Raw genomic sequence first — 21,785 nt, forward strand, 5'->3', positions numbered from 1 at the left:
ATTCTAGACAACAAATACAGCGCGAGAGCACCTTCATCGGTGAGAGTGCCTGGAGCAGAAGATTTCAGATCTTCTTGAGAAGCAGCATCTTTGCTAACAGACATGGCTGTAGCAAGAATTTGGGGGTCAGCGAGCCAGTTGCGTACTGACTGATCAGATACACAATGCTCTTTGGCCACTTCATTTACCTGCTTGCCTGAGAGCGCATCAGTAACAACCTTAACGCGAAACTCATTGGAAAAAGTCATAGGGAAAACCTCACAAGGAAATCCGCCCTATTATAATAGTTTCGTAAGGTGAAACCAAAAGGTCATCTTGAAAACTAGATTAACACATAGGGGTTCATCGCTAAAATTGCTTCTTAGAAAGTGCTAAAGTCGGGTATAAGCCTTTTGTAAGCAACTCTTATCATGTGTGCACACAAATTTGGCACGATCTTAAAAGACAAGAGCTTTGTCAGAAAAACTAAAAACGCCCCTCATACAGTGTGAAAGACAAAGCCATTATTAATAAGTGGAAGCTCACCTAATCAGATCGCATCTTATCTAATTATTTCCATTCTCACCAATGATTACATTTAGCTGAGGTTTGAAGCTAAAAAGGTCATCAGTAATGGTTTTTATCGAAGGATATAACTCTTCGTATAATTGCTCGGCATCTCTTTGTGGGCTAAGAGTGCGAACAAGCTTAATCGTAGCCCCTGAAATGAAGTTACATGGAGAAGGCATACCCGGTATAAGTAGCTGAAGTATTAGATTGTAGCCGTTATAGAAAGCTGCAATCTCATTTGCACTCTTGAGGTTAAAGCACCTTGCTATCATGATTACCATATGCACTATATGCACAGGATATACTACGCGACCTGGACTTCTTGCATCCTTAATCCGTGAATTTACTGTTTCTAAAAGAGCATGGATCGAGCTTAGGTCATAAGTTTTCAATCTTTCATAGATTGCCGTCGCCTCTGCAAGCACCAGCTGTGCATCAACTCCGCACTCTTCCTTGCGCCTTCTAGCTCGTTGCAAAAACTCCTCTGATAAGGACGCAAATGCCTCAGTGGATATTGGACATACCTTAGATCGAGCTATACCACCTTCTTTAAGAATTGCCGCAAAACGCAAGACCTTTTCGTTTGGTCGCATACCTTTACCTCTGCTTTGAATTAATAATTTGATTCATTAAACCTAAGCATAGCCATATGATAAGAAACTACAATAGATGCAGCTGTTTGATTATTTATTTGCCTACTAAGAGCAAATGTTACTGTGGTTTGTTGTTAACCACATACAACAGCGCCACTGCTTTTAAGGGCAATGGCGCGTAAATTAGTCGTTAACGTTAGCTTACGTTAGCAGCACTAAATCTTTGGTGTCATGGTGATCACGATAGTGCTGCAGTCCTTACATCCTTGTGGAGGACGAGGCAACATACCAATGAGATTAAGGGTAGAGACGGCACTAGCACATACTGATTTATCACCATCGCATTTTAAGTTGTAGATTTGACCACCATCATCAACTGATACAGTCACCACTACTTTCTTACCATTCATCGATGGATCAATACGCCAGTTCTGCTCGATTAACTGCTGAACCTTAGCACCATAAGTCTGAGATTCATTTGAACCAGTACCAGAGCCTAAACCTACGCCATCATCAGTACCATGAACCTGTCCTAAAAGATCACTTTCAAGATCATCGGCCTGCTCTTTTTGCTGTGCCTCAAGACGCTTTTGTTGGTCTTCAAGCATTTGCTTCGCTACTTTTTCCAGCTCAGCCTTCTTTTTAGCCTCTTCTGCTTTCTTTTTAGCTTCTTCGGCTTTCTTCTTCTTTGCCTCTTCCTCAGCCTTCTTCTTAGCTTCAGCCTCGGCCTTCTTCTTGGCCTCTTCCTCTGCCTTCTTCTTTGCTTCAGCCTCCGCCTTCTTCTTAGCCTCTTCAGCTTTCTTCTTGGCCTCTTCGGCTTTCTTTAGCGCAATAGCCTTTTGGCGTTCGGCCTCAGCTTTCTTTTGAGCCTCTACTTGTTTAGCAAGCTCAGCTCTCTTTGCAGCCTCTGCCTTGGCCTTAGCTGCAGCTTCAGCTGCTTGCTTGGCAGTATCTTGAACTTTATTTTGCTGAGGCGGCTTGCCTTGTGGTGAGCCTTTAGCTGGTGGCACATTAACCATGGTGGCATGCATGATTTGGCCGGTCTTTTCTTCTGGACGCTTAGGTTTGTCTAAAGACACGTTAATCGCTAAAACAGCTAGCAGAACGCCGTGAATAGCCAAAGCTATAACAAACGCTGGACCAATTCCGAGTTTCACAGACTACTCCACCATTTAACTAAAAACCTAAAGTACCACCAAAGCTTGCAAGCTTGCTCACCAGCTACCTAAATTGGGCCGGCATTGAAGCTTTCGTGCTGTACAAAAGCTTGCAAGCTTGTTCACCAGCTACCTAAATGGGTCGGCATTGAAGCTTTGTTTGTACAGACGCGCTCTTGCCTATTTACCCACTACAGGAATTGGGTCGGTAACTAAACCTACGCTTTGTACGCCAGCTTGCTTTAAAGCATTCATTAGACGAATGACGCTATCGTAAGCAACTTGGGCATCGCCTTGAACCACTACAGGACGGTTAGGATCTTTGCGCAGTTCTTCGGCAACTACTTTGCCTACAGTATCGAGATCAGGGATCTTAACGCTCTGAGTATCGACACTAACAAAGTACTGACCTGCCTTATCTACAGTCGCAATAATTGGGGTGCGCTGATCTTCATTCATAGCCTCAGCCTCAGCTTGAGGCAGATCAACTGTTACACCCTGCATTACTACTGGAGCGGTGGCGATAAAGATAACGAGCAGCACCAACATAACATCGATGTATGGCACTACGTTAATCTCGGCTACAGTGCGGCTCTTACGTCTACGACCACGGTCTGCCATCTACTTAACCTCCAAAAACTCTAGGAGCCATCAGCACCTGATGGGCGATTGCGACGTGGAGTCTGACCACCTGGAGAAATGTAGTGCGGAGCGTCATCAGCCTTCTTTTGCTGCTGACGGTTATCAAAGTTATTGCCGGAGCGATAAGTGCTCTCTGTCTTTAAACCCTGATTTGGCTTAACTGCAGTTGCAGGGCCGCCAGGTAACTGTGCATTTACATTGTTATTGCTAGCATTACGTGGAGGCACTACACCGCGATAACCTGCAGCCATATTGCGATCGTTAAGCTGCTGAGGGTTTAAGTTGCGGTTTGCGGCGCTCACACCACCTAAGGTGTTAGCAGCTGCTCTGCGGTTTTGATTTTGTTGAGCTGCACGCTGTGCATTCATATCCTGATTTGCCACAGCAGGACGGGCTTGCTCTTTAATGCTTGGCACCTGAACTGGATTTTGATTGGACTTATGACCAGCTACAGCCTGAGCGATAGATGCAGCCTCATCAGACTGATCAAATGGCTCGTCATACTCTTGTTGGTAGCTATCGCCCTCAGGAGGTCTAGATGGATTAATGGCATTAAGGTTGTTCATTGCACTTAAATCATTGCCATCTGGAGAAGAGCCCATGTTTACAGCAACTGGAGTTGGAGCAGTTGGCTGTGCTTGGTTCTGAGCATTGTCCTGATTAAACTGCTGACGATTTAACTGGGTGCGAATGGTTACTAAACGACGGTTTAAGATGGTGGAGAACTCATCCATGAAGTTGTAGTAGCGATTCTCTAATGCCTCAACCTTAGTTACGAAACGGTTGTAGAACATAACAGCTGGAATAGCGGCAAACAGACCCATAGCAGTTGCAATCAGCGCCTCAGCAATTGGAGGGGCAACCATGGCTAAAGTAGCGTTCTTAACTGCAGCTAATGCTACGAAGGCATGCATAATACCCCAAACGGTACCAAACAGACCGATATATGGACTGATAGAACCAATGGTAGCTAAGGTTGGCAGATTGGTTTCAAGCAACTCTACTTCACGTGAGCAAGCAACCTTCATCTGACGGTATGTGCCGTCCATAACTACGTCTTGATCAGCTGGTCCTGAGTTAACTAAACGTACGAACTCTTTAAAGCCTGCTGAGTAGATAACTTCTAAGCCAACGAGATCATCAGGACGCTGCATACACTCTTGGTAGAGATTATTAAGGTCAATACCTGACCAAAAGCGATCTTCAAAGGCATCAGCCTTGGCTCTACCCACGCGATACTGATTATTACGCGAAATGATGATGGTCCAGGATGCAATGGAAAGTCCTAATAAGAACAGCATCACACACTGTACCAAGAAGCTGGCATTAAGGACCAGCTCGGTAAAGGAGAGCGCTTCCTGAGGTTGCATAAATCAGTATTCTCCACACTATGAAGCAAATTTGAGTGTATCTACTAGAATCGCCTGCCCCATAGATAATATGGATCGCAATAGCGTTCTTTTTATTATTCGATGCACAGCATCACAGCCAAGCCAAAGTCTCTTGCACAAAGCTTTGGTGGCGTACATAAAACTATGCCGTCTTTATAAACAGCAACTGCAAGATCATGACAAAAGATCACGCCCTTCAATTGCGCTTAATGAGGTACAGCTAATAAAGCTATCAATTGTACAGTCTTTTTGCTGCTTAATAGCTGATTTTTTTCAGCATATAGACAAAGACAGCACCAAAAGGGTCACTAAGATCAAAGTTAAGCGATACAAAACCAAAGGATAAAAGATCTTAGTTTGACTAAAACGAGTACAAAACTACAAGCCGAGTACAGAACTTCAAGCACTGCAAAATGCCCATCTTATGCTTGTATGATACAAAGATGCTATTAGGCAAAACTTAGCAGCATCCAAGTATTAGCAAAACTGCTACTCTCTTAAGGCCTTTGCACTAATTCTTGTAGTCACAATGCGCAAGCACAGAGTGTTATCCTGTTAACTGTTCCTCATGCTCTAGCAGAGGATCTTGTCATTCACTGGAGCTAGCACAGAGTCTTGTAATTCTTGGGGGCTAGCAGAGAGTCTTGTAATCCTCAGGAGCGAGCACCTCTTTAACCTTGTCTGAAAAATCTGCAGGAATTACCTCAGGGCGATTGCTTGCAAAGTTGATATGCGCAATGGTTGAGCGCATGGCAAAGAGCACCTGACCTGCGTCATTTTTGATCTCTTGGTACATCTCTAAATAAGAGCGGCGTAACAGCACTGGCACACAAGTTACGGTGAGCATATCCTCAAGTTTTGCAGAAGAGATGAACTTAGCGGTGATCTTAGAGACCACAAAGCCCTTTTTCTCCTCATTTAAATGTTGTTGCTGATTGTAGCCTACTACCTCACGAACAAAATCAGTCCGTGCTCTTTCACAGAACTTAAGATAGTTTGCGTGGTAAACAATGCCGCCGCAATCAGTATCTTCGTAGTAAACCCTAAACTTACAAGAAAACTCATTAAGGCTCATCGCAAACTCCTGCTATGCCTAAACAACAATATACAAATATCTAATGACTGCCTAAAAACAAAGCAACTCATGAGCTACCATCAAGGAAAGCTCCATCTGAGATTGCACTGACGTACACGCGCACATGAGGCTCCGGCAAATTAGGCACTATTCTCAGTGGCCTTTTTGCTAAAGCATCAAGAACAAGCATCAAGAAAATGGTGCAAGATCAAATGTCAGCACCATGATACGCCCACAGAGTTCTTAGAGATCCTATCTTAAGATAACATCGGTAAAGAAAAATGGGCTATCGCTCTTTTGGGCTTGTATTTGTGTACGCTCGATCGCTACAAGCTACTGAAATAAGTGCAGCTGAAAATGGTGCTTAGTGCAAGATCTCGGTCTTCAGATCTATTAGCTATTTGCTCGTGCGGCAGCTAAACGATCCATAGCATCGAACTTTTCATAGGCCTTGTCTGTGGCCACGCGCCCCATACGGCTGCGCTGCACAAAGCCTTGCTGCAGTAAGTATGGCTCAACTACGTTTTCTAAGGTCTCTCTTTCGTAGCCTAAGGTAGCAGCAATGCTTTCGATACCAACTGGGCCGCCATTGAAGTCAAAGATCATAGATCTTAAGTAAGCACGATCAAAATCGTCAAAGCCATCAACGTCGATCTTCAAAGTATCTAAAGCTTGCTTAGCCACTTCTTGAGTGATCGCGCCATTCGATTTTACCTCAGCAAAATCACGCACACGCTTTAATAAGCGGTTGGCAATACGTGGAGTACCACGAGAGCGCTTGGCAATCTCCATGGCACCTTCTTTTTCAATTGGAACATTGAGCTTCTTAGCTGAGGCACTAATAATGATAAAGAGCTCTTCTGGCGAGTAGTACTGCAGCTGCAAAATGATGCCAAAACGAGCACGCAGCGGTGAAGTTAAGGTACCAGCACGAGTGGTTGCACCAATGAGAGTAAAAGGTTGCAGACCGATCTTGACTGAACGAGCTGATGGTCCTTCACCAATGAGCACATCGACTTGATAGTCTTCCATCGCAGGATACATAAACTCTTCAATAACTGGAGAGAGACGATGGATTTCGTCAATAAAGAGCACATCTCTTTGACCAAGGTTGGTTAAAAGAGCTGCCGCATCGCCCTTCTTTTCTAAGGCAGGGCCAGAGGTGGTGCTTAAAGTAACACCGAGCTCATTGGCAATAATATTAGATAAGGTGGTCTTACCTAGACCTGGAGGACCGAAGATCAGCACGTGATCTAAAGCCTCACCTCTTTTCTTGGCTGCTTGTAAATAGATCTCAAGCTGTTGCTTGGCATCTTCTTGGCCAATGTAATCTTTTAAAGTTCTAGGTCGCAGTGCGCGGTCTTCAGATGAGTCGAGAAGTTCTTGAACTGTTTCCTCTACAGTCTTTTCAGGACTGACATCGCGCTGAACCTCAGTCTCGAGTGCATCAGCAACAATACCTTTTCCCACATCAACCTCCTAACTGAAGATTACAAGCTAACCTAAAACAAAGCAGCCTAGGCATAAAAAGGCTGCTTAAGTGAGCTGTAAATTTTAGCACACGGAGGCTAATGAGGCCTATATCAGGATGTACTTGTGCCAAACTTTTCTTACACAAGCCATATCAGTACATTTTCATAAGCCAATGTAATGAGCAGCACATATGAAGCTTTCCTTTTAGCCTCAGCTGTTAATTGCTCTTATTATGCCAAAGGCTATGGCGACACGACGGCGCTTGCACCTTGTTTGTGTCAACAAACAAGTTTACTTGCACCTCGTTTGTGTCTACAAACGAGCTTGGTTGTTAATTACTCTTAGCGGCGGGATTTGCTGCTCAGGATGGCTAAGGTGGCCTTGAGTACCTGCTCAGTGGTCATACCATTTTCGTAAACTGACTTAACTGCAGGGATGGCTTGCTTGTCGGTAAAGCCTAAAGCCTTTAAGGCCATGACTGCATCTTCACAAACAAAGGCAGCATTAGTTGAATCATCAGCGCTGCTCTCCTCTTCAGGTAAGAGGCCATTTGAAACAGCAGTGGTTCCTACGGTAGATACGCTAGCAGCTTCCATAATGCGCAGCTTATCGAGGCGATCTTTCATCTCCACAATGATGCGCTCAGCGGTCTTTTTACCCACGCCTGGGGTGGAGATCAGGGCATTGATACGGTTTTGATTGATAACCTCAATAAAGGTCTTAAGGTCAAAGCAAGATAATAAGGCCATACCTACCTTTGGACCTACGCCATTGATCTTGATGAGTTCTCTAAAGAGTAAACGAGCCTCTTTGCTCTTAAAGCCATAGAGTAGCTGAGCATCCTCACGGACAACAAAGTGGGTGTAGACAAAGCACTCTTCACCAACAACAAATTCAGTAAGTAAGTTACCTGGAATCTCCACTTCATAACCAACGCCCTGAACTTCAATCAAGGCCTTAATGCCCTCAAAACCTAACAGCTTTCCGCGTAAAGAACCAATCATGATAAAAACCTTAAACCTTAGATTAAGAATACATCTTGAAGCAAGACGCTAACAAGCGCCCTAAATTGTAGTATTACACGCTACGACACTAAGCTGCTAAACCCGATAGTTTTGCAACATTGGATTACTCAAGTTAGACCCATTTTTGATATTGGCCTTCATCAAAGTAGATACCTGATGGGTATAGCCATGGCAAATAGCACATGCAAGAGCATCTGCAGCGTCTGCTTGAGGATTGCCTGATAGCTTGAGCAGAGTTTTAACCATGTACTGAACCTGTTTCTTTTCAGCCTGGCCATAACCTACTAATGACTGTTTAATCTGAGTTGGAGTGTATTCAAATACTTTAATACCTGCCTTAGCACCAGTTACTAGAGCTACGGCACGGGCCTCAGAGAGCTTAATAGTCGACTGCGGATTCTTTGACACGAAGGTTTGCTCCACAGCCATCTGATCGGGCTTAAATTGATCAATGATCTCGCTAATCGCCTCTAAGATTACTAAGAGGCGTTCATGCAGTGGGTCTTCAGTTGTACCTGTCTTGATGCAGCCTGAGCCTAGATAAGTCAATTTATTACCTACCATACTCACCACACCGTAGCCAGTTTTAAGCGAACCCGGGTCAATACCTAATATCACCGCCATCTAAGCTAAGTCCTATCTATAAAGCATCGATTGCGCTCCATGCTAGCAAAACTAGTTGCTTTTGCAAGCAAGAGGCTTAAGCAAAACTCTCACAGCACTTGCCAAGTCTCATAGCTCGTTACCTGCAATAACTGTCAATCACAGCGATCATAAGAATAGCGCATGATCTTAGCGCCAACGAAGATCAGCGCAACAAAAAGTTAAAATCGCATATTTATCAGCTTGAAGCGTCCCATGGCTAACTTTTTATTGCCTAGCACACCGCAACATACTTTTAGCATCTCAGCTAAACATATGAAGCTGCATGTAGCTATATAAAGGTGGCATTAGCCTCCACTCGTGGAACATGTATCTCAAGCCATTTACTGTTAATTACTCGCAATACTGCAGACAATCGCTGTGCTAGTGCCGTTTACTCACGCCGTGCTTGATATGTTCTAAATGCGGCGAAAACGCAAATTGCTCGCATTTGTGCCTGATATGTTCTGAATGCGGCGCAAAGGCTGATTGCGCGCGCTTGTGCCGTATTTGCTTTGGGCGCGTAGTGAGGAGCAATTAACAGTGGGCTAGTATGTAGATGTGGCGCTGATGTGTGAAATATTTCGGCTGCCATGTGCTCGATCTCTGATCGTAATGGCGCATAACACATCATAATCACTTACAAAGCGATGGAGATGCTTTGATCTAAGTTGTCCGATCTGTGGTCATTAGTGCTAATTGATAATATTTTGTAAAGGTCTATGTGCAAACCTAGAGTATATCTAGAGTCTGTAAGGGTGAGAAAAATGTCAACAGTCTATTGAGCAAAAAAGTTCAAAAAAATTTGAATCCCTTTAAATCGGACTTTCTAAGAGTAGACTCGGTTCGCTTACGGCGTATTTACGGGCTTTTGTCGCTTTTTGTGTTCATATGATTATTCGTTTAGACTTTAGGCATTCTGACAATTTTTGTGTAGAATCAGTGCCCTTTGAGGATGAGCTCATCGTCTAAGTCATGATCAGCAGTGCGAGTCAGCGACAGTTGCTAAATTTAGCCATGATGGGAGCTTTTAGCCTCAATAGCATATATAATGCGCACCTCAACTTTAGATCCATAGCGCTCATTTGACTATGCTCTTTAGTTGACTAAATGTGCTTCCAAGCCGCGATCTTTCATGGCTTTAGAGTGCTAAAAGAGTTGTCTTTTTGCATCTTAGCCATGACTCTTAGTGTTTGTATTTGATGGTTAATTAACCACCAAGCTTGGGCTTATGGATTTTTTGGTTGTCAGCAACGCACTTGAATACTTGCTTTTGCATTCATGTGTAGCTGATAAGTGTTACTTGTTTAGTATGGGGGTCATGCCCATAAGTGCAAGAGCTTACTTAAAGCACTTGCCACTCATGACAGTCAGGAGATAGCCTTGCAAATCATTAAACGCTCAGGTCAAACCGCAACCTTTGATGGTAACAAAATCGCTTTTGTTATCTCCAAAGCTTTCGGCAATGTCGGTCAGGTTCTTACTGACGAGCAAAAAGAGTCTTTAGTCCGTGTTATTACGGAGAAAGTCCAAAAGGCTACCGAGAAGACTGTAGAGAACATTCAGGACATCGTAGAAGAAACCTTAATGGAACAAGGCTTCTATGCTGTTGCTAAGAGCTTCATCTTATATCGTCAGAAGCGCTCTGAGCTGCGTACTGCTCGTATTGCTTTAGTAACTGCCACTGGCGATCTCACTTTAGACAAGTGCCTTGAGCGTATTCAAAAAGACTTCTTAGAGCCTGAGTACTCCTTAAATGTACTCTCTGCTAAGTTCGTTTCTATATCCAAGCCATCTTCATCAGTTAACGATCAGTTAAACTCCCTTATCAAGGCTGCTTGCGAACTGACCACTCAGACTGCTCCAAAGTTTGAGATGATCGCTGGCCGTCTGCTTGCTCACAAGTTCCACCGTAATCTTGAGATTGAACTATCAAAGCTAAACTTACGTGGCTTTTATGACAAGCTCATCTACTTAACTGAGGCAGGCCTTTACGGTGCTTATATCTTAAAGAGCTACTCACAAGATGAAATTGAGCAGGCTTACTCCTTTATCGTACCTGATCGTGACAACCTCTTTACCTTTGCAGGCCTTGACCTCTTAGTTAAGCGTTATGTGATTTCTTCACATAAGCACGTACCTTTAGAGACTCCACAGGAGATGTTCTTAGGTATCGCTCTGCACCTTGCCATGAACGAAACTCACAACCGTATGTCTTGGGTACAGCGTTTTTACAACATGCTCTCCAAGATGGAAGTGACCATGGCAACCCCAACTCTTGCCAATGCACGTAAGCCATTCCATCAGCTGAGCTCCTGCTTTATCGACACCGTACCTGATAGCTTAGATGGCATCTATCGTTCTATCGATAACTTTGCCCAGGTTTCTAAGTTTGGCGGTGGCATGGGTATGTACTTAGGTAAAGTACGTGCCATGGGCTCTGCTATTCGTAACTTTGAAGGTGCAGCTGGCGGCGTAGTTCGTTGGATTCGTCTTATCAACGACACCGCTGTTGCAGTAGATCAGCTTGGCGTACGTCAGGGTGCTGTTGCTGTTTACCTCGATATGTGGCACCGCGATTTACCTGAGTTCCTGCAGCTGCGTACTAACAACGGCGATGACCGTATGAAGGCTCACGACGTGTTCCCTGCTGTTTGTGTGCCTGATTTCTTCTGGCGACAAGTACAAGAGAACATCGATGGTGACTGGTACTTAATGTGCCCATACGAGATCAAGAAGGTTAAGGGCTATTGCCTTGAAGACTTCTTCGGTCACGAGTGGGAGTCTAAGTACTTAGACTGCGTTCACGATAGCCGTATCGGTAAGCGTCAGATCGCCATTAAGGATATTGTTCGTCTCATCATCAAGTCAGCTGTTGAAACTGGTACTCCATTTATCTTCAACCGTGACATCGTTAATGAGGCTAACCCAAATCACCACGTTGGCTGCATTTACTCATCCAACCTGTGTACTGAGATTGCTCAGAACATGCGTGGTATTGAGTCAATTAGCCGCTCCATTAAGACTGAAGATGGCGAGATTCGCGTAGTTACTGAAACTAAGCCAGGCGACTTTGTTGTATGTAACTTAGCCTCCTTATCTTTAGGCCGCATCCCAGTGCAGGATGGAGAGTACTTAGATAGCTTAGTTGCTACTGCAGTACGTGCTTTAGATAACGTAATCGACCTTAACTTCTACCCAACTCCATACGCTGAGATCACTAATCGCCAGTACCGTTCCATCGGTCTTGGTATGAGTGGTTATCACCACATGCTTGCTAAGCACGGCATCAAGTGGGAAAGCGAGGAGCACTTAAACTTTGCTGATAAGGTCTTTGAGCGTATCAACATGGCCGCTATTCGCGCTTCTTCCGATATCGCTGCTGAGAAGGGTTCTTATAAGTACTTTGAGGGTTCTGATTGGCAAAACGGCCAGTACTTCATCAAGCGTAAGTACAACAGCCCACAGTGGGAAGAATTACGTCGTACCGTACAGCATCAGGGCATGCGTAACGCCTACTTACTGGCTATCGCTCCTACCTCCTCTACCTCCATCATCGCAGGTACTACCGCAGGTATCGATCCAGTAATGAATCGCTATTTCCTTGAGGAGAAGAAAGGCTCCATGCTGCCACGTGTAGCTCCAGAGCTCAGCCAGCAGACTTGGTGGCTGTACAAGAATGCTCACAACATTGACCAGAGCTGGTCTGTACGTGCTGCCGGTGTCCGTCAGCGCCACATCGATCAGGCTCAGTCTATGAACCTGTACATCACCAACGACTACACTATGCGTCAGGTATTAAACCTTTACCTGCAGGCTTTTGAAAGTGGCGTTAAGACTATCTACTACGTACGCTCCAAGGCCCTTGAGGTAGAAGAGTGCGAATCCTGCGCCTCATAAGATCGCAACGCTACTAGCTACCTAGTAACGATCCCACAAACGCCGAAACTCCCCTGAGTCTCGGCGTTTTGCTTTTTCAAGCACCTATCCTAGCCCAGCCCCACTTCAAAGGCTCGGCCAATAGCCATCGCTTCTTACAGACTCCACGCCCTTGCTCCAAGATAAGCTTATTTTCTACGATCCTTCATCGGGTCTGACTTACCCATGCCATGCTCTGATTCTTCGCTCTAAGATCATCTACGCTCTTTGCCTGTGATCTTTAGATATTTGTGCTGTTTTAGAGTTTATGTTTTAACTTTTTAAGATCATGACCTTGTGGCGATCTTGCGTATTGCAAAGCTGCGATCTGTAAACAGAATACACGCTCTGTACATTGGTATTAATGCCAATTTATGATTATGAACCTACAGGCCAGATAAATAGTATCGACTCAAGTCGCCATCGCGCATTTCTCTAAAACACCTTGTTTAATGCCGATGTAAACATGCTCGATCATGCTGATACACACAGACAGATAACTTGAAAGATGATCTTCGCCAAAATTAATATATAATGTCACACTTATTTTGAGCTTTGCGCTGATAGATCACAGGTTGTGTTGTTGGTGTTATAGCTCTATATTATCGGATCTAGCTTGCCTCGCAGGCTTGGATTTACCTACGGTTATTTAACAAGGACCAATATATGGTCCCAGGGGTCAAGGTCCTAAGAATGGAACTCGTTAAGAAGAAGCTGTTTAACCCACAGGGTGACACCAACGTAACTAATTGGAAGATGATCGGTGGCAACACTACCAACCTCAACGACTTTAACAATATGAAGTATCGTTGGGCTTCTGATTGGTATCGTCAGGCCATGAACAACTTCTGGATTCCAGAGGAGATCAACCTTTCTCATGACGTTAAGGACTATCCAAAGCTTGATCCTGCTGAGAAGCAGGCTTATGACAAGATCTTAAGCTTCCTTGTCTTCTTAGACTCTATTCAGACAGCCAACCTGCCTCGTATTGCTGAGTATATTACCGTCTCTGAGGTTAACCTGTGCCTGTCTATTCAGACTTTCCAAGAGTGTATCCACTCCCAAAGCTATAGCTACATGCTCGACTCTATCTGTTCACCAGATGAGCGTAACTCCATCTTGTACCAATGGAAGGACGATGAGCACTTACTTGCTCGTAACACCTTCATTGGTAACCTTTACAACGAGTTCCAAGAGCATCAAGATCCTAAGACCTTACTTAAGGTTTTAATGGCTAACTACATCTTAGAAGGCATTTACTTCTACTCAGGCTTCTCTTTCTTCTACAACTTAAGCCGTAACGGCAAGATGCCAGGCTCTGCTCAAGAGATCCGTTATATTAACCGTGATGAGAACACTCACTTATGGTTATTCCGTAACATCATCAAGGAGCTGCAAAAGGAAAATCCAGAGCTCTTTACCAAAGAGACTGTAGATGAGCTGCGCGAGATGATGCAAGAGGGCGTTCGTCAGGAGATCGAATGGGGTCACTATGTTATCGGCGATAACATCAAGGGCCTTAACAAAGAGATGATCACCGACTACATCTCCTACCTTGGCAACTTACGCTGGATGGGTCTTGGCTTCCCATCTTACGACAGCCGCTATGAGAGCGAACCAGAGTCCATGTCTTGGGTATCTCAGTACTCTAACGCCAACATGGTTAAGACCGACTTCTTCGAGGCCCGTTCTACTGCCTACGCTAAGAGCACCGCTTTAGTTGACGATCTCTAATACAAAATAGCTGCCGATTGCAGCTATTAAGATCGCCAAAACACAACAGCCCCTGCAGGACATGATCTTGCAGGGGCTGTTGCATTTTCGGCTGGCTAATCTTTCAAATGCCCTACTTTAACTACCTGTGGGCATCAATTACTTAGCGTGAGGTGCTGAGGGCGTCAATTAGTAAGCGTGATAGGCTAATGACCTCTTACTTGGTGTGAAGATCTAATGATCTCTTACTTAGTGTGAGGGTGTTAATGATCTCATTCTTAGCGTGAGGAGCCAAAGCCTCGTACGGCCATATACATGCCTTTAACGGCGGCTAAGAAGCCACAACCTAAGGTCATGTACTTAAATGACTGATAGACAAAGATGGCGTGCTGTAAATTGGCCTCAAAGACTTGAGGATCAATGCCTTCTTTGTTGTTATTGATGTACCACAGTTCGCCATAGAATGCCCATGGGATCACGGCTGCAGCACCTAAAAAGACTGAGCTAGGACGACGATGCTCTCTTTGTAAGAGTAAGGCACCGTAAAACAGCCATACAGAGGCAATGGCGAGCAAGCCGTACTCAAGATAGCCATTAGGCGTTAAAGGTGCGGTGATATAGGCTACTGCATACAGAGCAAGCATGTATGATGCATTGAGCATCACTGGGCGATAGTCGTCTAACATGTCTAAATCCTTTTTGTTAGCATTGCTATATACGCAAATGTATTTATCAGCAAAAAAGCTATGAGCTGTTTATACAATTCCATGCCCGCCTCACACTACTATCTGTGCTTAAGGGCTGGCTATGAGCCGTTGAAAAAGGCCTATAGTATAGCAAGCGCCTGATAGGATTTGTATTTTGCACGCTGATTAATGCACAGCCACTGAGCTTTGCATTGCCGTATTTAGGATGCCTGTGGTTTGAGAGCCAGACGATAACCTACGCCAGATTCAGTGAGCAAGATAGATGGATTTGAGGGATCATCTTCGATCTTATTGCGTAAACGCCCCATGTAAATACGCAGGTAATGTGGGTGCTCAATATACTCAGATCCCCAAACCTTTTGTACGATGTAGCGCTGCGTTAATACTTTTTCTGGCTCTGAGAGCATGACAAGCAGTAATCTAAGCTCAAGCTTAGTTAAGTGCACTAACTCGCCACCCTTGGTAACTACCTTACGCTCAGTATCAACCTCGACATCCTTGCCAAGCTTAATGATGGACTCATTTTCACGATCGGCAGCATCTTGTTTGCGGCGTAATTGCACGCGTACACGCACTAAGAGCTCACTAATACCAAATGGCTTAGTCAGATAGTCATCAGCACCCATATCTAAAGCTTGTACCTTCTGCTCTTCATTGATACGAGCAGACAGTACGATCACTGGCAGCATAGAGTAAGCACGGATTTCTTTTAAGATCACCAAACCATCACCATCAGGCAGCGCTAAATCAAGCACTACTAAATCAGGTGATCTAGTTGCAGCTTCCACTAAGCCCTCTTTGAGGGTACCAGCAGTAAAGACGTTATAGCCCTCATCGCTAAGAACCCCTGCTAATGAGGTGGCGATATGTTCCTCATCTTCTACAATCAAGATAGTGGCAGCACTCATAACAATATCTCCAGAGAGCTATAAGCATGTACAAAATTCAAATTTTGCATATTGTGGCATAAAAAAGCCAATTTCCTAAGCAAAGTAAACTTTTGTTTACTATCCACACCCCAAGGCACATAACATCGCCCGCTCCAGCACTGCCTTGCTTTGGCATGCCTTGATTTGGCTTGCTTTGGTTTGCCTTGATTTGATTTGCTTTGGCTTGGTTTGGTTTGCTTTCCTTTTGTAGCCTACAGCACTAACTAAGTAGAAAGCTAACGCTATGTGCGACAATACCTTGGATCTTAGCGGTGAGTGTACTGAAATGGGCTATAGATTGTGGAGCTTTCTTTAGACCTTTTGTGGTGTTTGCGCCTTGGATACATCTGATGCTTGATCTTTTGCATCGAGATCTTGGGCGGTGGTGTCGGGATCATGGTCTATTGGGAAAAGTTCATCATCAATATCTTCCATTGCGGCGATCTTCTCCATCATAGCCTCTTCATCCTCAAGCTCAGGCATTGGAACAGCTTTCATGACTAAGGTAAAAGCAGCACCGCCAAGCGATGAGTTACCTGCAATCAGCTTAGCATCGTGTACCTTAGCAATTGTGTTGCATATAGCTAGACCTAAACCTACGCCGGTGATATTGCTTTCAGCATGACCTCGCTTGAATGGGTCAAAGAGTAAGGCTCCTTCAATATCTTTTGGCAGACCTGGGCCATTATCCTCAATACTAATCGAGACATGCTCTTCATCTCCCCAGGCATGGAACTGAATAATAGAGCCAGCAGGACAATACTTAGCGGCATTATCTACCAAGTTAGCCACCACACGCTCGAGTAACACTGGATCGCCAAAGAACATTGGGCAATCATCTTCAATAATGGTCTTAACCTCATAGCGCTTTAGGCGGATCTTGTGCATGGCCTTAGCCATACCAATTAGCTCCTCAGGTGGAATCCAGGTACGGTTAAGGGTAACAGCATCATTTTGCAGACGAGCCATTTCAAGCAGGTTACTCATGAGAGTAATCATACGTTGGGCACTATCGATGATCTCAGTGGCACTATTTTCTGCAGCATCGTACTCTTGGTGACGAATCTTGGATAGCATATTCTCGGCATTGTTCATGAGTGACGTAAGTGGCGTACGTAAATCATGAGAAAGCGACTGCAAAAGAGAGTTACGCAGCTTAGTTGCTTCCATGGTCACAATGGTTTGACGAGCTTCTTCAATAGACTGCAGACGGTCGATGGTTTGTGACACTAAAGAGACCATGGTTGAGAGCACACGCTGTATCTCAGGTAGAGAGTCTGCGGACATACTATCTGGATACATTACGGCAACACCATACACACCATCGCGCACGTTGAGCGGAATATACAGATATGGGCTATCGGAGAATACCGTTCTACCTAAGCCGCACTCTTCTTTCATCACCAAACAGTATTGCAATGCATCAGGGTCAACATTGGAAAGACGAGGACGTACGCACTCAAGTTTAGCGCTCTTATCCATACATACCCAGAACTCACTATCTACCTTAAACTCGCTTTGCAAAATCGCTGCAGTAGAGTTGAAGACTCGCAGTTCATCAACAGCAAAGGCTGCAGAACGAGCTGCATCGTACAGAATACGAGTATGGCGCTCTTTGGCTTGAGCGGTATTGGTGATCTGTACATTACGACTAATCAAACGTGAGGTCATTACACCCACAGTAGACATGATGATAAGCGTCATGAACATCTGAAAGTCATCAAAATAGAGCACACCCACAGGTGGCCTAAAGAAAACATAAAACGACGCTACCGAGAATACGGATGACGCTATGGCCGTAAATACGTTGTACTTGAGCGAGAGCATGAAGGTCATCAATAAAAAGACCATTAAGATACTCGTTTGACGCATCGTAGCTTGGACTGGGAACATAATCAGCGTCAAGACCATGGTAGATAAAAATGCTGTCAGGACGCCATTGCCATTTTTAATGCTGGCATCAAAGAAAAGACTAGCGCGCTTTTGTATGCCCACACGTTTGGTACTGCAAGGCAAAAAGAGCATATTCGCCTCAGGTAGCATTCTAGCTAACTTGGCATAGCGCATTCTAAAAAATGGTGTTCTGTGCTCTGGGGATACTACAATAGTAACAATATCGTGCGAGTGAGCGTACTCAACGATAGTATCGTAATAGTTGCCGACTAAAACCTCAGTTGAAGCGCCGAGTGACTGAGCCATTTCTAAAAGCTCATTAATGGTTTTACGTTCTAAATTAGTAAGCTCGCGTCCATGGCCTACCCACACGCAATGCCAATTAGCATCGCGGCTACGTGCAATATCAGAGCAGCGCTTGACCGTCTCTGTGGTTGAAGAGATATTGAGCAAAAGCAAGATATCACTTGGTGAGGAAATGGCCATATTCTCGCGTTTGATGGTCTGATAAGCAAAGCGCTTATGGGCCATCTCACGCAAACGTAATTGACGTAAAGTCAAATCACGTAAGGCGATAAGCGTAGACTTCTTTTTGTAAGTATCAAGGTGTGGAGCCCATTCAGCAGGAAATGAGACCTTGCCCATCTTGATACGCTGCAAGATCTCATCTGCGGAGGTATCAACAAAGCTCACCTCATCAGCCGCATCAAAAATCACGCTTGGTACAGTTGAAGATGACTTACAACCAGTAACGCGAGCAACAATCAAATTAAGCGTATCCAGCTGCTGAATATTGAGGGCTGAGTACACGTCTAAACCTGCATTGAGCAATACCTCAATATCCTGCCAACGATATTTACGTGGCGAACCTAGAGGATTGGTAGTGGCAAAATTATCTACGACCACCAAATCAGGCTTTGCATCGATAATAGCCTCAACTTGCAGTGACCTTCGCTCACTTTCATTTTGAACATTAACCTTGATAGGCTCTTCTAATTCTTCTACTTTGACCTTACTTACTGCATCAACAAAGTTATCAGCCCAATCGATGCCACCAACGGTTAGAGCATCATAGCCATCATCTTGACTCTTATCTGACTCTAAATGACGACTTAACTGAGAGTCTAAGTTGCCTGAGCTCGGCTTAACATACTTACTTGAGGAACCCTCACCTTTAAAGAGCTTAGCTATGCTACGAGTATTATCCTTATCAGCCTTCTTTTTATTAGACTGAAAGTATGAGCTAAAGACATCAGCAAAGGCCGTATTACCAGCCTCTTTGAACTTAGTTGCATGAGACTCGTCTTGTTGCTCATTGTCCGCTTCTCTATGTTCCTCTTTGCTTTGGCCAAAAACGTCGATACCCCACTTATCTGCAGGCCAGTTTTTGTCATGAGTCTCTTCGTGCGATTCATCATCGCCTTGATCTAAGTTATTGCCATATTCTAAGGTGATGCCATTACAAATAATGGCACCCTCTTGCCTTAAGCATTTAACTAAATCTTCAGTCTCATAATTGCTATGGCTGCCGATACCGGCTACGACTACCTTTTTGCCACTACGTACTTGATTAAGCGCATCCTCAAGCATGGCAAAGGTTTTACCAGCACCTGGCGCTGCGCCTAAGAAGAGACACAACTTGCCACGACGACGTGGCATATCGAGCATCTTATGAGTTTCATCAACAGCTCTCGCTCTATGTATAGCCTCAGACTCTTTAGCTTTAGTGCGCTTATAACTTAAATCATCAGAAGATCCCTTATCTTCATTGACAGTTACACTGCTAGCTTTGATATCTTCTAAAAGCTCTTCTTGTGTGCTACCAATTTGAGCTAATTGATCCTTGATCTCCTCCTTTTCTTTTTCAGGGGTAGAGCGCAAGCTACGCGTATCAGAAACTAATCTAGAAGGGTTTAAAGTGGGATCGACGCTACTTGCGGTCTTGCCATATGTAGAAATCGAGTATAAAAAATGAGGACGCTTTGAGTCTACTTTGGCAAGCTCACTTTTAAGTCTCTCAGCTGATTCCCGTTCCTCTGCTACATTTTGTTCTGACTCTGTAGCTGGGTTTGGTACATAGTATGTTGTGCCATACTCGCATAAGCTTTCGATATCGGCATACTTAGAGTAGTCATCGTCGGCAAAGGTCTTCTCTTGCACTAAGATAGATGGAATCAGACCATCTTCAAACTCTTTATAGGCACTACGCTTCTTTTTACGACGGAATAAGGTTAAGGGATTTTTGCTGCCACGCTGAGCTTTGCTACCACTAGATTTCTTGTCTCCTTGAGCTTGCTTGACACCCTCACCATCATCACTAGAGCTCTTATTTATAGTGGTGCTAGCCTCATGATCCTCAGATACACTAGCGCTTGCTGACACCTCTTTATCATGATCTAAAGAGTCATCTTTATGAGAGCTATCAGACTGTTCTTTGCCAAAGAAGGCACCTCCCGCATTCCACAAATCGGCATAAAACTCATTGTTTTTGCGGCGTTCTTGGACCTTAGAGCTATCTTTATCATGGGTAGCATCTATCTCATCTCTCACGTCATCGCCAGGGTTTAAGCATGAGTGCTCACTAACTGCAGCTTGTTGGAGCTTGCTCTTATTGTGCTCTGCCTTTGTGTCTTCCATAATGAATCCCTTGGCACCTTATTTTTTTGATTGTGCTAAGCATGTTGTTATGAAGTGCCATCAGCGCAACATTTAGTTGCAGCAACTAATACATACGTCTTGTGCGGCTATGACTATATTTTATTAGCATGATAGCCTATGGCTAATAGGCATACAATGGCATGAAAAGGCTATAGTGGCTAAAGATGTGACTTTGCAATAGTTGTGAGCAAAAGGCAAAAAGACAAAAAAGAAGACAATTAGGCTAAGACAGTCTAGTACATTCAAAGTTAAGCTAAGCTAAACTAAGAATTAGCAAGCAATTAAGCAATTGCTTGAACTAGAAGAAAGAAACACAAAGAAAAAAGCACGTGAGATGATAGAGTATTCTAGTTACTATAAATAAGCGTGTGAGATGATAGTAGTAACCTAGTAACTAGAATAGAAATAAGCGTGTGAGATGATAGTTGTTCAGAAGGTGCCTCAGGTAGCATACAGACTCGACTCTACGCAACATATCGAGAATGACAGCTCTAGCTGAGGCCATACACGAACTAGATTATTTAGCTGTGAAGCGTTTGGCCATATCGCTAGATTAAATTAACAGGCCTACTCATCATGATTTTTTTATATAAGCATGCAAGGTAGATGAGTACGCTTCAAGCAACTAGTTCAGTTGCATTCAGCTTATGGTTGCATTGTATTAATTTGCCTGTATATGCGGCATTAAGGTTTTTAACTGCGATGTAAATAAGTTGTTAGTTTTTTAATGCCACAAAAATTTAGAGTGTTGGTTATGATTGCATCAACATTTAATCTTCACTTAACATTAGTGTGATCTTGGTTAAATTTTTCCCTACTCATACTTACCTTTACAGTCATCTAGCTGTTTGTTAGAATAACGCCGCTTTCTAAAGGGACTTTCTGGCCCTGTGTCTATGCTGGATTAGCTCAGTCGGTAGAGCAGTTGATTCGTAATCAAAAGGTCGCAAGTTCGATTCTTGTATCCAGCACCATTCTCTAAAAGCCTTTTATATATCAGCTTTATAAGCAAGTTCTCCTCACTAACACCCATCTCTTTTTCATCTATTTATTTACAAAGCTTTATCTACAAGCAAAAGTGATCTAACTAGCTACAATATTGACAGTGTAGAATTTGATGTGTAGTTTTTCTTGAGCCCCCTTTTTTATTGGTTTAACATGCACAGCTTAACACAGCCATAAGCTGACTTTCGGAGATCATCAAAATGGGTGCTCATAACATCAAACAGACAACTCTTTCTTCTGAGCTTGCAGATCTCATTTCTAGCAAGCAAAACGAGCTAACACGGGAGCAGGTTGAGGCTATAGGCAGAATCCTCAATTCCCCTTCTGACAGCTCGACCGACACTAAAGCACCTGTAGCCGACTCAAATGTAGAGCCTGCCAGCAAGGACATCGTAAAACAGCTGATTACGAAGAA

Annotated in this window: 14 protein-coding genes, 1 tRNA gene and 1 pseudogene; 4 read left to right on the top strand and 12 right to left on the bottom strand. The window is 44.0% G+C overall.

What is annotated here, in order from left to right; translation table 11 throughout:
- The 9 genes and pseudogenes from H524_RS15245 to ruvC all read right to left on the bottom strand — a co-directional run.
- Positions 1 to 248, bottom strand: a 248-nt coding sequence (locus H524_RS15245) for a transposase (protein ID WP_044121957.1), incomplete at its 3' end; no start/stop codon positions are given.
- A 297-nt stretch (positions 249 to 545) separates the two neighbouring features.
- Positions 546 to 1,142 (bottom strand): hypothetical protein, encoded by a 597-nt coding sequence (locus H524_RS0109510; RefSeq protein ID WP_027940055.1) that lies wholly within the window; start codon positions 1,140 to 1,142, stop codon positions 546 to 548.
- A 215-nt stretch (positions 1,143 to 1,357) separates the two neighbouring features.
- Positions 1,358 to 2,299: a cell envelope integrity protein TolA gene (gene tolA / locus H524_RS15250; RefSeq protein WP_052339031.1), complete on the bottom strand. Its 942-nt coding sequence runs from the start codon at positions 2,297 to 2,299 to the stop codon at positions 1,358 to 1,360.
- Positions 2,300 to 2,479: 180 nt separating this feature from the next.
- Entirely contained in the window at positions 2,480 to 2,920 is a 441-nt protein-coding gene (gene tolR / locus H524_RS0109520) for a protein TolR (protein WP_027940056.1), read from the bottom strand.
- Positions 2,921 to 3,639: 719 nt separating this feature from the next.
- Positions 3,640 to 4,311: pseudogene (gene tolQ, locus H524_RS17760) on the bottom strand (protein TolQ); the annotation flags it as partial.
- Between the two features lie 652 nt (positions 4,312 to 4,963).
- Complete coding sequence (locus H524_RS0109530; protein ID WP_027940057.1) at positions 4,964 to 5,407, bottom strand: YbgC/FadM family acyl-CoA thioesterase; 444 nt, start codon at positions 5,405 to 5,407, stop codon at positions 4,964 to 4,966.
- Between the two features lie 393 nt (positions 5,408 to 5,800).
- Positions 5,801 to 6,877, bottom strand: coding sequence for a Holliday junction branch migration DNA helicase RuvB (gene ruvB / locus H524_RS15260; RefSeq protein ID WP_245580462.1), 1,077 nt, complete (start codon positions 6,875 to 6,877; stop codon positions 5,801 to 5,803).
- 344 nt (positions 6,878 to 7,221) lie between these two features.
- Positions 7,222 to 7,884, bottom strand: a complete 663-nt coding sequence (ruvA, locus tag H524_RS0109540; protein WP_027940058.1) for a Holliday junction branch migration protein RuvA — start codon at positions 7,882 to 7,884, stop codon at positions 7,222 to 7,224.
- A 96-nt stretch (positions 7,885 to 7,980) separates the two neighbouring features.
- A complete protein-coding gene (ruvC, locus tag H524_RS0109545) occupies positions 7,981 to 8,529 on the bottom strand; it encodes a crossover junction endodeoxyribonuclease RuvC (protein ID WP_027940059.1) in 549 nt (182 codons plus the stop codon).
- A 1,401-nt stretch (positions 8,530 to 9,930) separates the two neighbouring features.
- On the opposite strand from ruvC, the gene H524_RS0109550 reads away from it, so the two are divergent.
- Complete coding sequence (locus H524_RS0109550; protein ID WP_027940060.1) at positions 9,931 to 12,447, top strand: ribonucleoside-diphosphate reductase subunit alpha; 2,517 nt, start codon at positions 9,931 to 9,933, stop codon at positions 12,445 to 12,447.
- Positions 12,448 to 13,158: 711 nt separating this feature from the next.
- Positions 13,159 to 14,199, top strand: coding sequence for a ribonucleotide-diphosphate reductase subunit beta (locus H524_RS0109555; protein ID WP_027940061.1), 1,041 nt, complete (start codon positions 13,159 to 13,161; stop codon positions 14,197 to 14,199).
- Between the two features lie 257 nt (positions 14,200 to 14,456).
- Here H524_RS0109555 and H524_RS0109560 read toward each other — a convergent pair whose 3' ends face one another.
- From H524_RS0109560 to H524_RS0109570, 3 genes are all read right to left on the bottom strand, one after another.
- A complete protein-coding gene (locus tag H524_RS0109560) occupies positions 14,457 to 14,864 on the bottom strand; it encodes a hypothetical protein (RefSeq protein WP_027940062.1) in 408 nt (135 codons plus the stop codon).
- Between the two features lie 221 nt (positions 14,865 to 15,085).
- Entirely contained in the window at positions 15,086 to 15,793 is a 708-nt protein-coding gene (locus tag H524_RS0109565; RefSeq protein WP_027940063.1) for a response regulator, read from the bottom strand.
- 333 nt (positions 15,794 to 16,126) lie between these two features.
- Complete coding sequence (locus H524_RS0109570; RefSeq protein ID WP_027940064.1) at positions 16,127 to 20,344, bottom strand: ATP-binding protein; 4,218 nt, start codon at positions 20,342 to 20,344, stop codon at positions 16,127 to 16,129.
- Positions 20,345 to 21,263: 919 nt separating this feature from the next.
- On the opposite strand from H524_RS0109570, the gene H524_RS0109575 reads away from it, so the two are divergent.
- Both H524_RS0109575 and H524_RS0109580 read left to right on the top strand, forming a co-directional pair.
- A tRNA-Thr gene (locus tag H524_RS0109575) sits at positions 21,264 to 21,339 on the top strand.
- A gap of 231 nt (positions 21,340 to 21,570) precedes the next feature.
- The coding region (locus H524_RS0109580; RefSeq protein ID WP_027940065.1) for a hypothetical protein at positions 21,571 to 21,785 on the top strand (215 nt) is incomplete at its 3' end.

Source organism: Anaerobiospirillum succiniciproducens DSM 6400 (assembly GCF_000482845.1).
Lineage (GTDB): Bacteria > Pseudomonadota > Gammaproteobacteria > Enterobacterales > Succinivibrionaceae > Anaerobiospirillum > Anaerobiospirillum succiniciproducens.

Bases quoted from the DNA above. Each gene is read 5' to 3' on its own strand.
- H524_RS0109510 (WP_027940055.1), bottom strand. From the start codon at position 1,142: ATGCGACCAAACGAAAAGGTCTTGCGTTTTGCGGCAATTCTTAAAGAA.
- H524_RS0109530 (WP_027940057.1), bottom strand. From the start codon at position 5,407: ATGAGCCTTAATGAGTTTTCTTGTAAGTTTAGGGTTTACTACGAAGAT.
- ruvC (WP_027940059.1), bottom strand. From the start codon at position 8,529: ATGGCGGTGATATTAGGTATTGACCCGGGTTCGCTTAAAACTGGCTAC.
- H524_RS0109570 (WP_027940064.1), bottom strand. From the start codon at position 20,344: ATGGAAGACACAAAGGCAGAGCACAATAAGAGCAAGCTCCAACAAGCT.
- ruvA (WP_027940058.1), bottom strand. From the start codon at position 7,884: ATGATTGGTTCTTTACGCGGAAAGCTGTTAGGTTTTGAGGGCATTAAG.
- H524_RS0109560 (WP_027940062.1), bottom strand. From the start codon at position 14,864: ATGTTAGACGACTATCGCCCAGTGATGCTCAATGCATCATACATGCTT.
- tolR (WP_027940056.1), bottom strand. From the start codon at position 2,920: ATGGCAGACCGTGGTCGTAGACGTAAGAGCCGCACTGTAGCCGAGATT.
- H524_RS0109565 (WP_027940063.1), bottom strand. From the start codon at position 15,793: ATGAGTGCTGCCACTATCTTGATTGTAGAAGATGAGGAACATATCGCC.
- H524_RS0109555 (WP_027940061.1), top strand. From the start codon at position 13,159: ATGGAACTCGTTAAGAAGAAGCTGTTTAACCCACAGGGTGACACCAAC.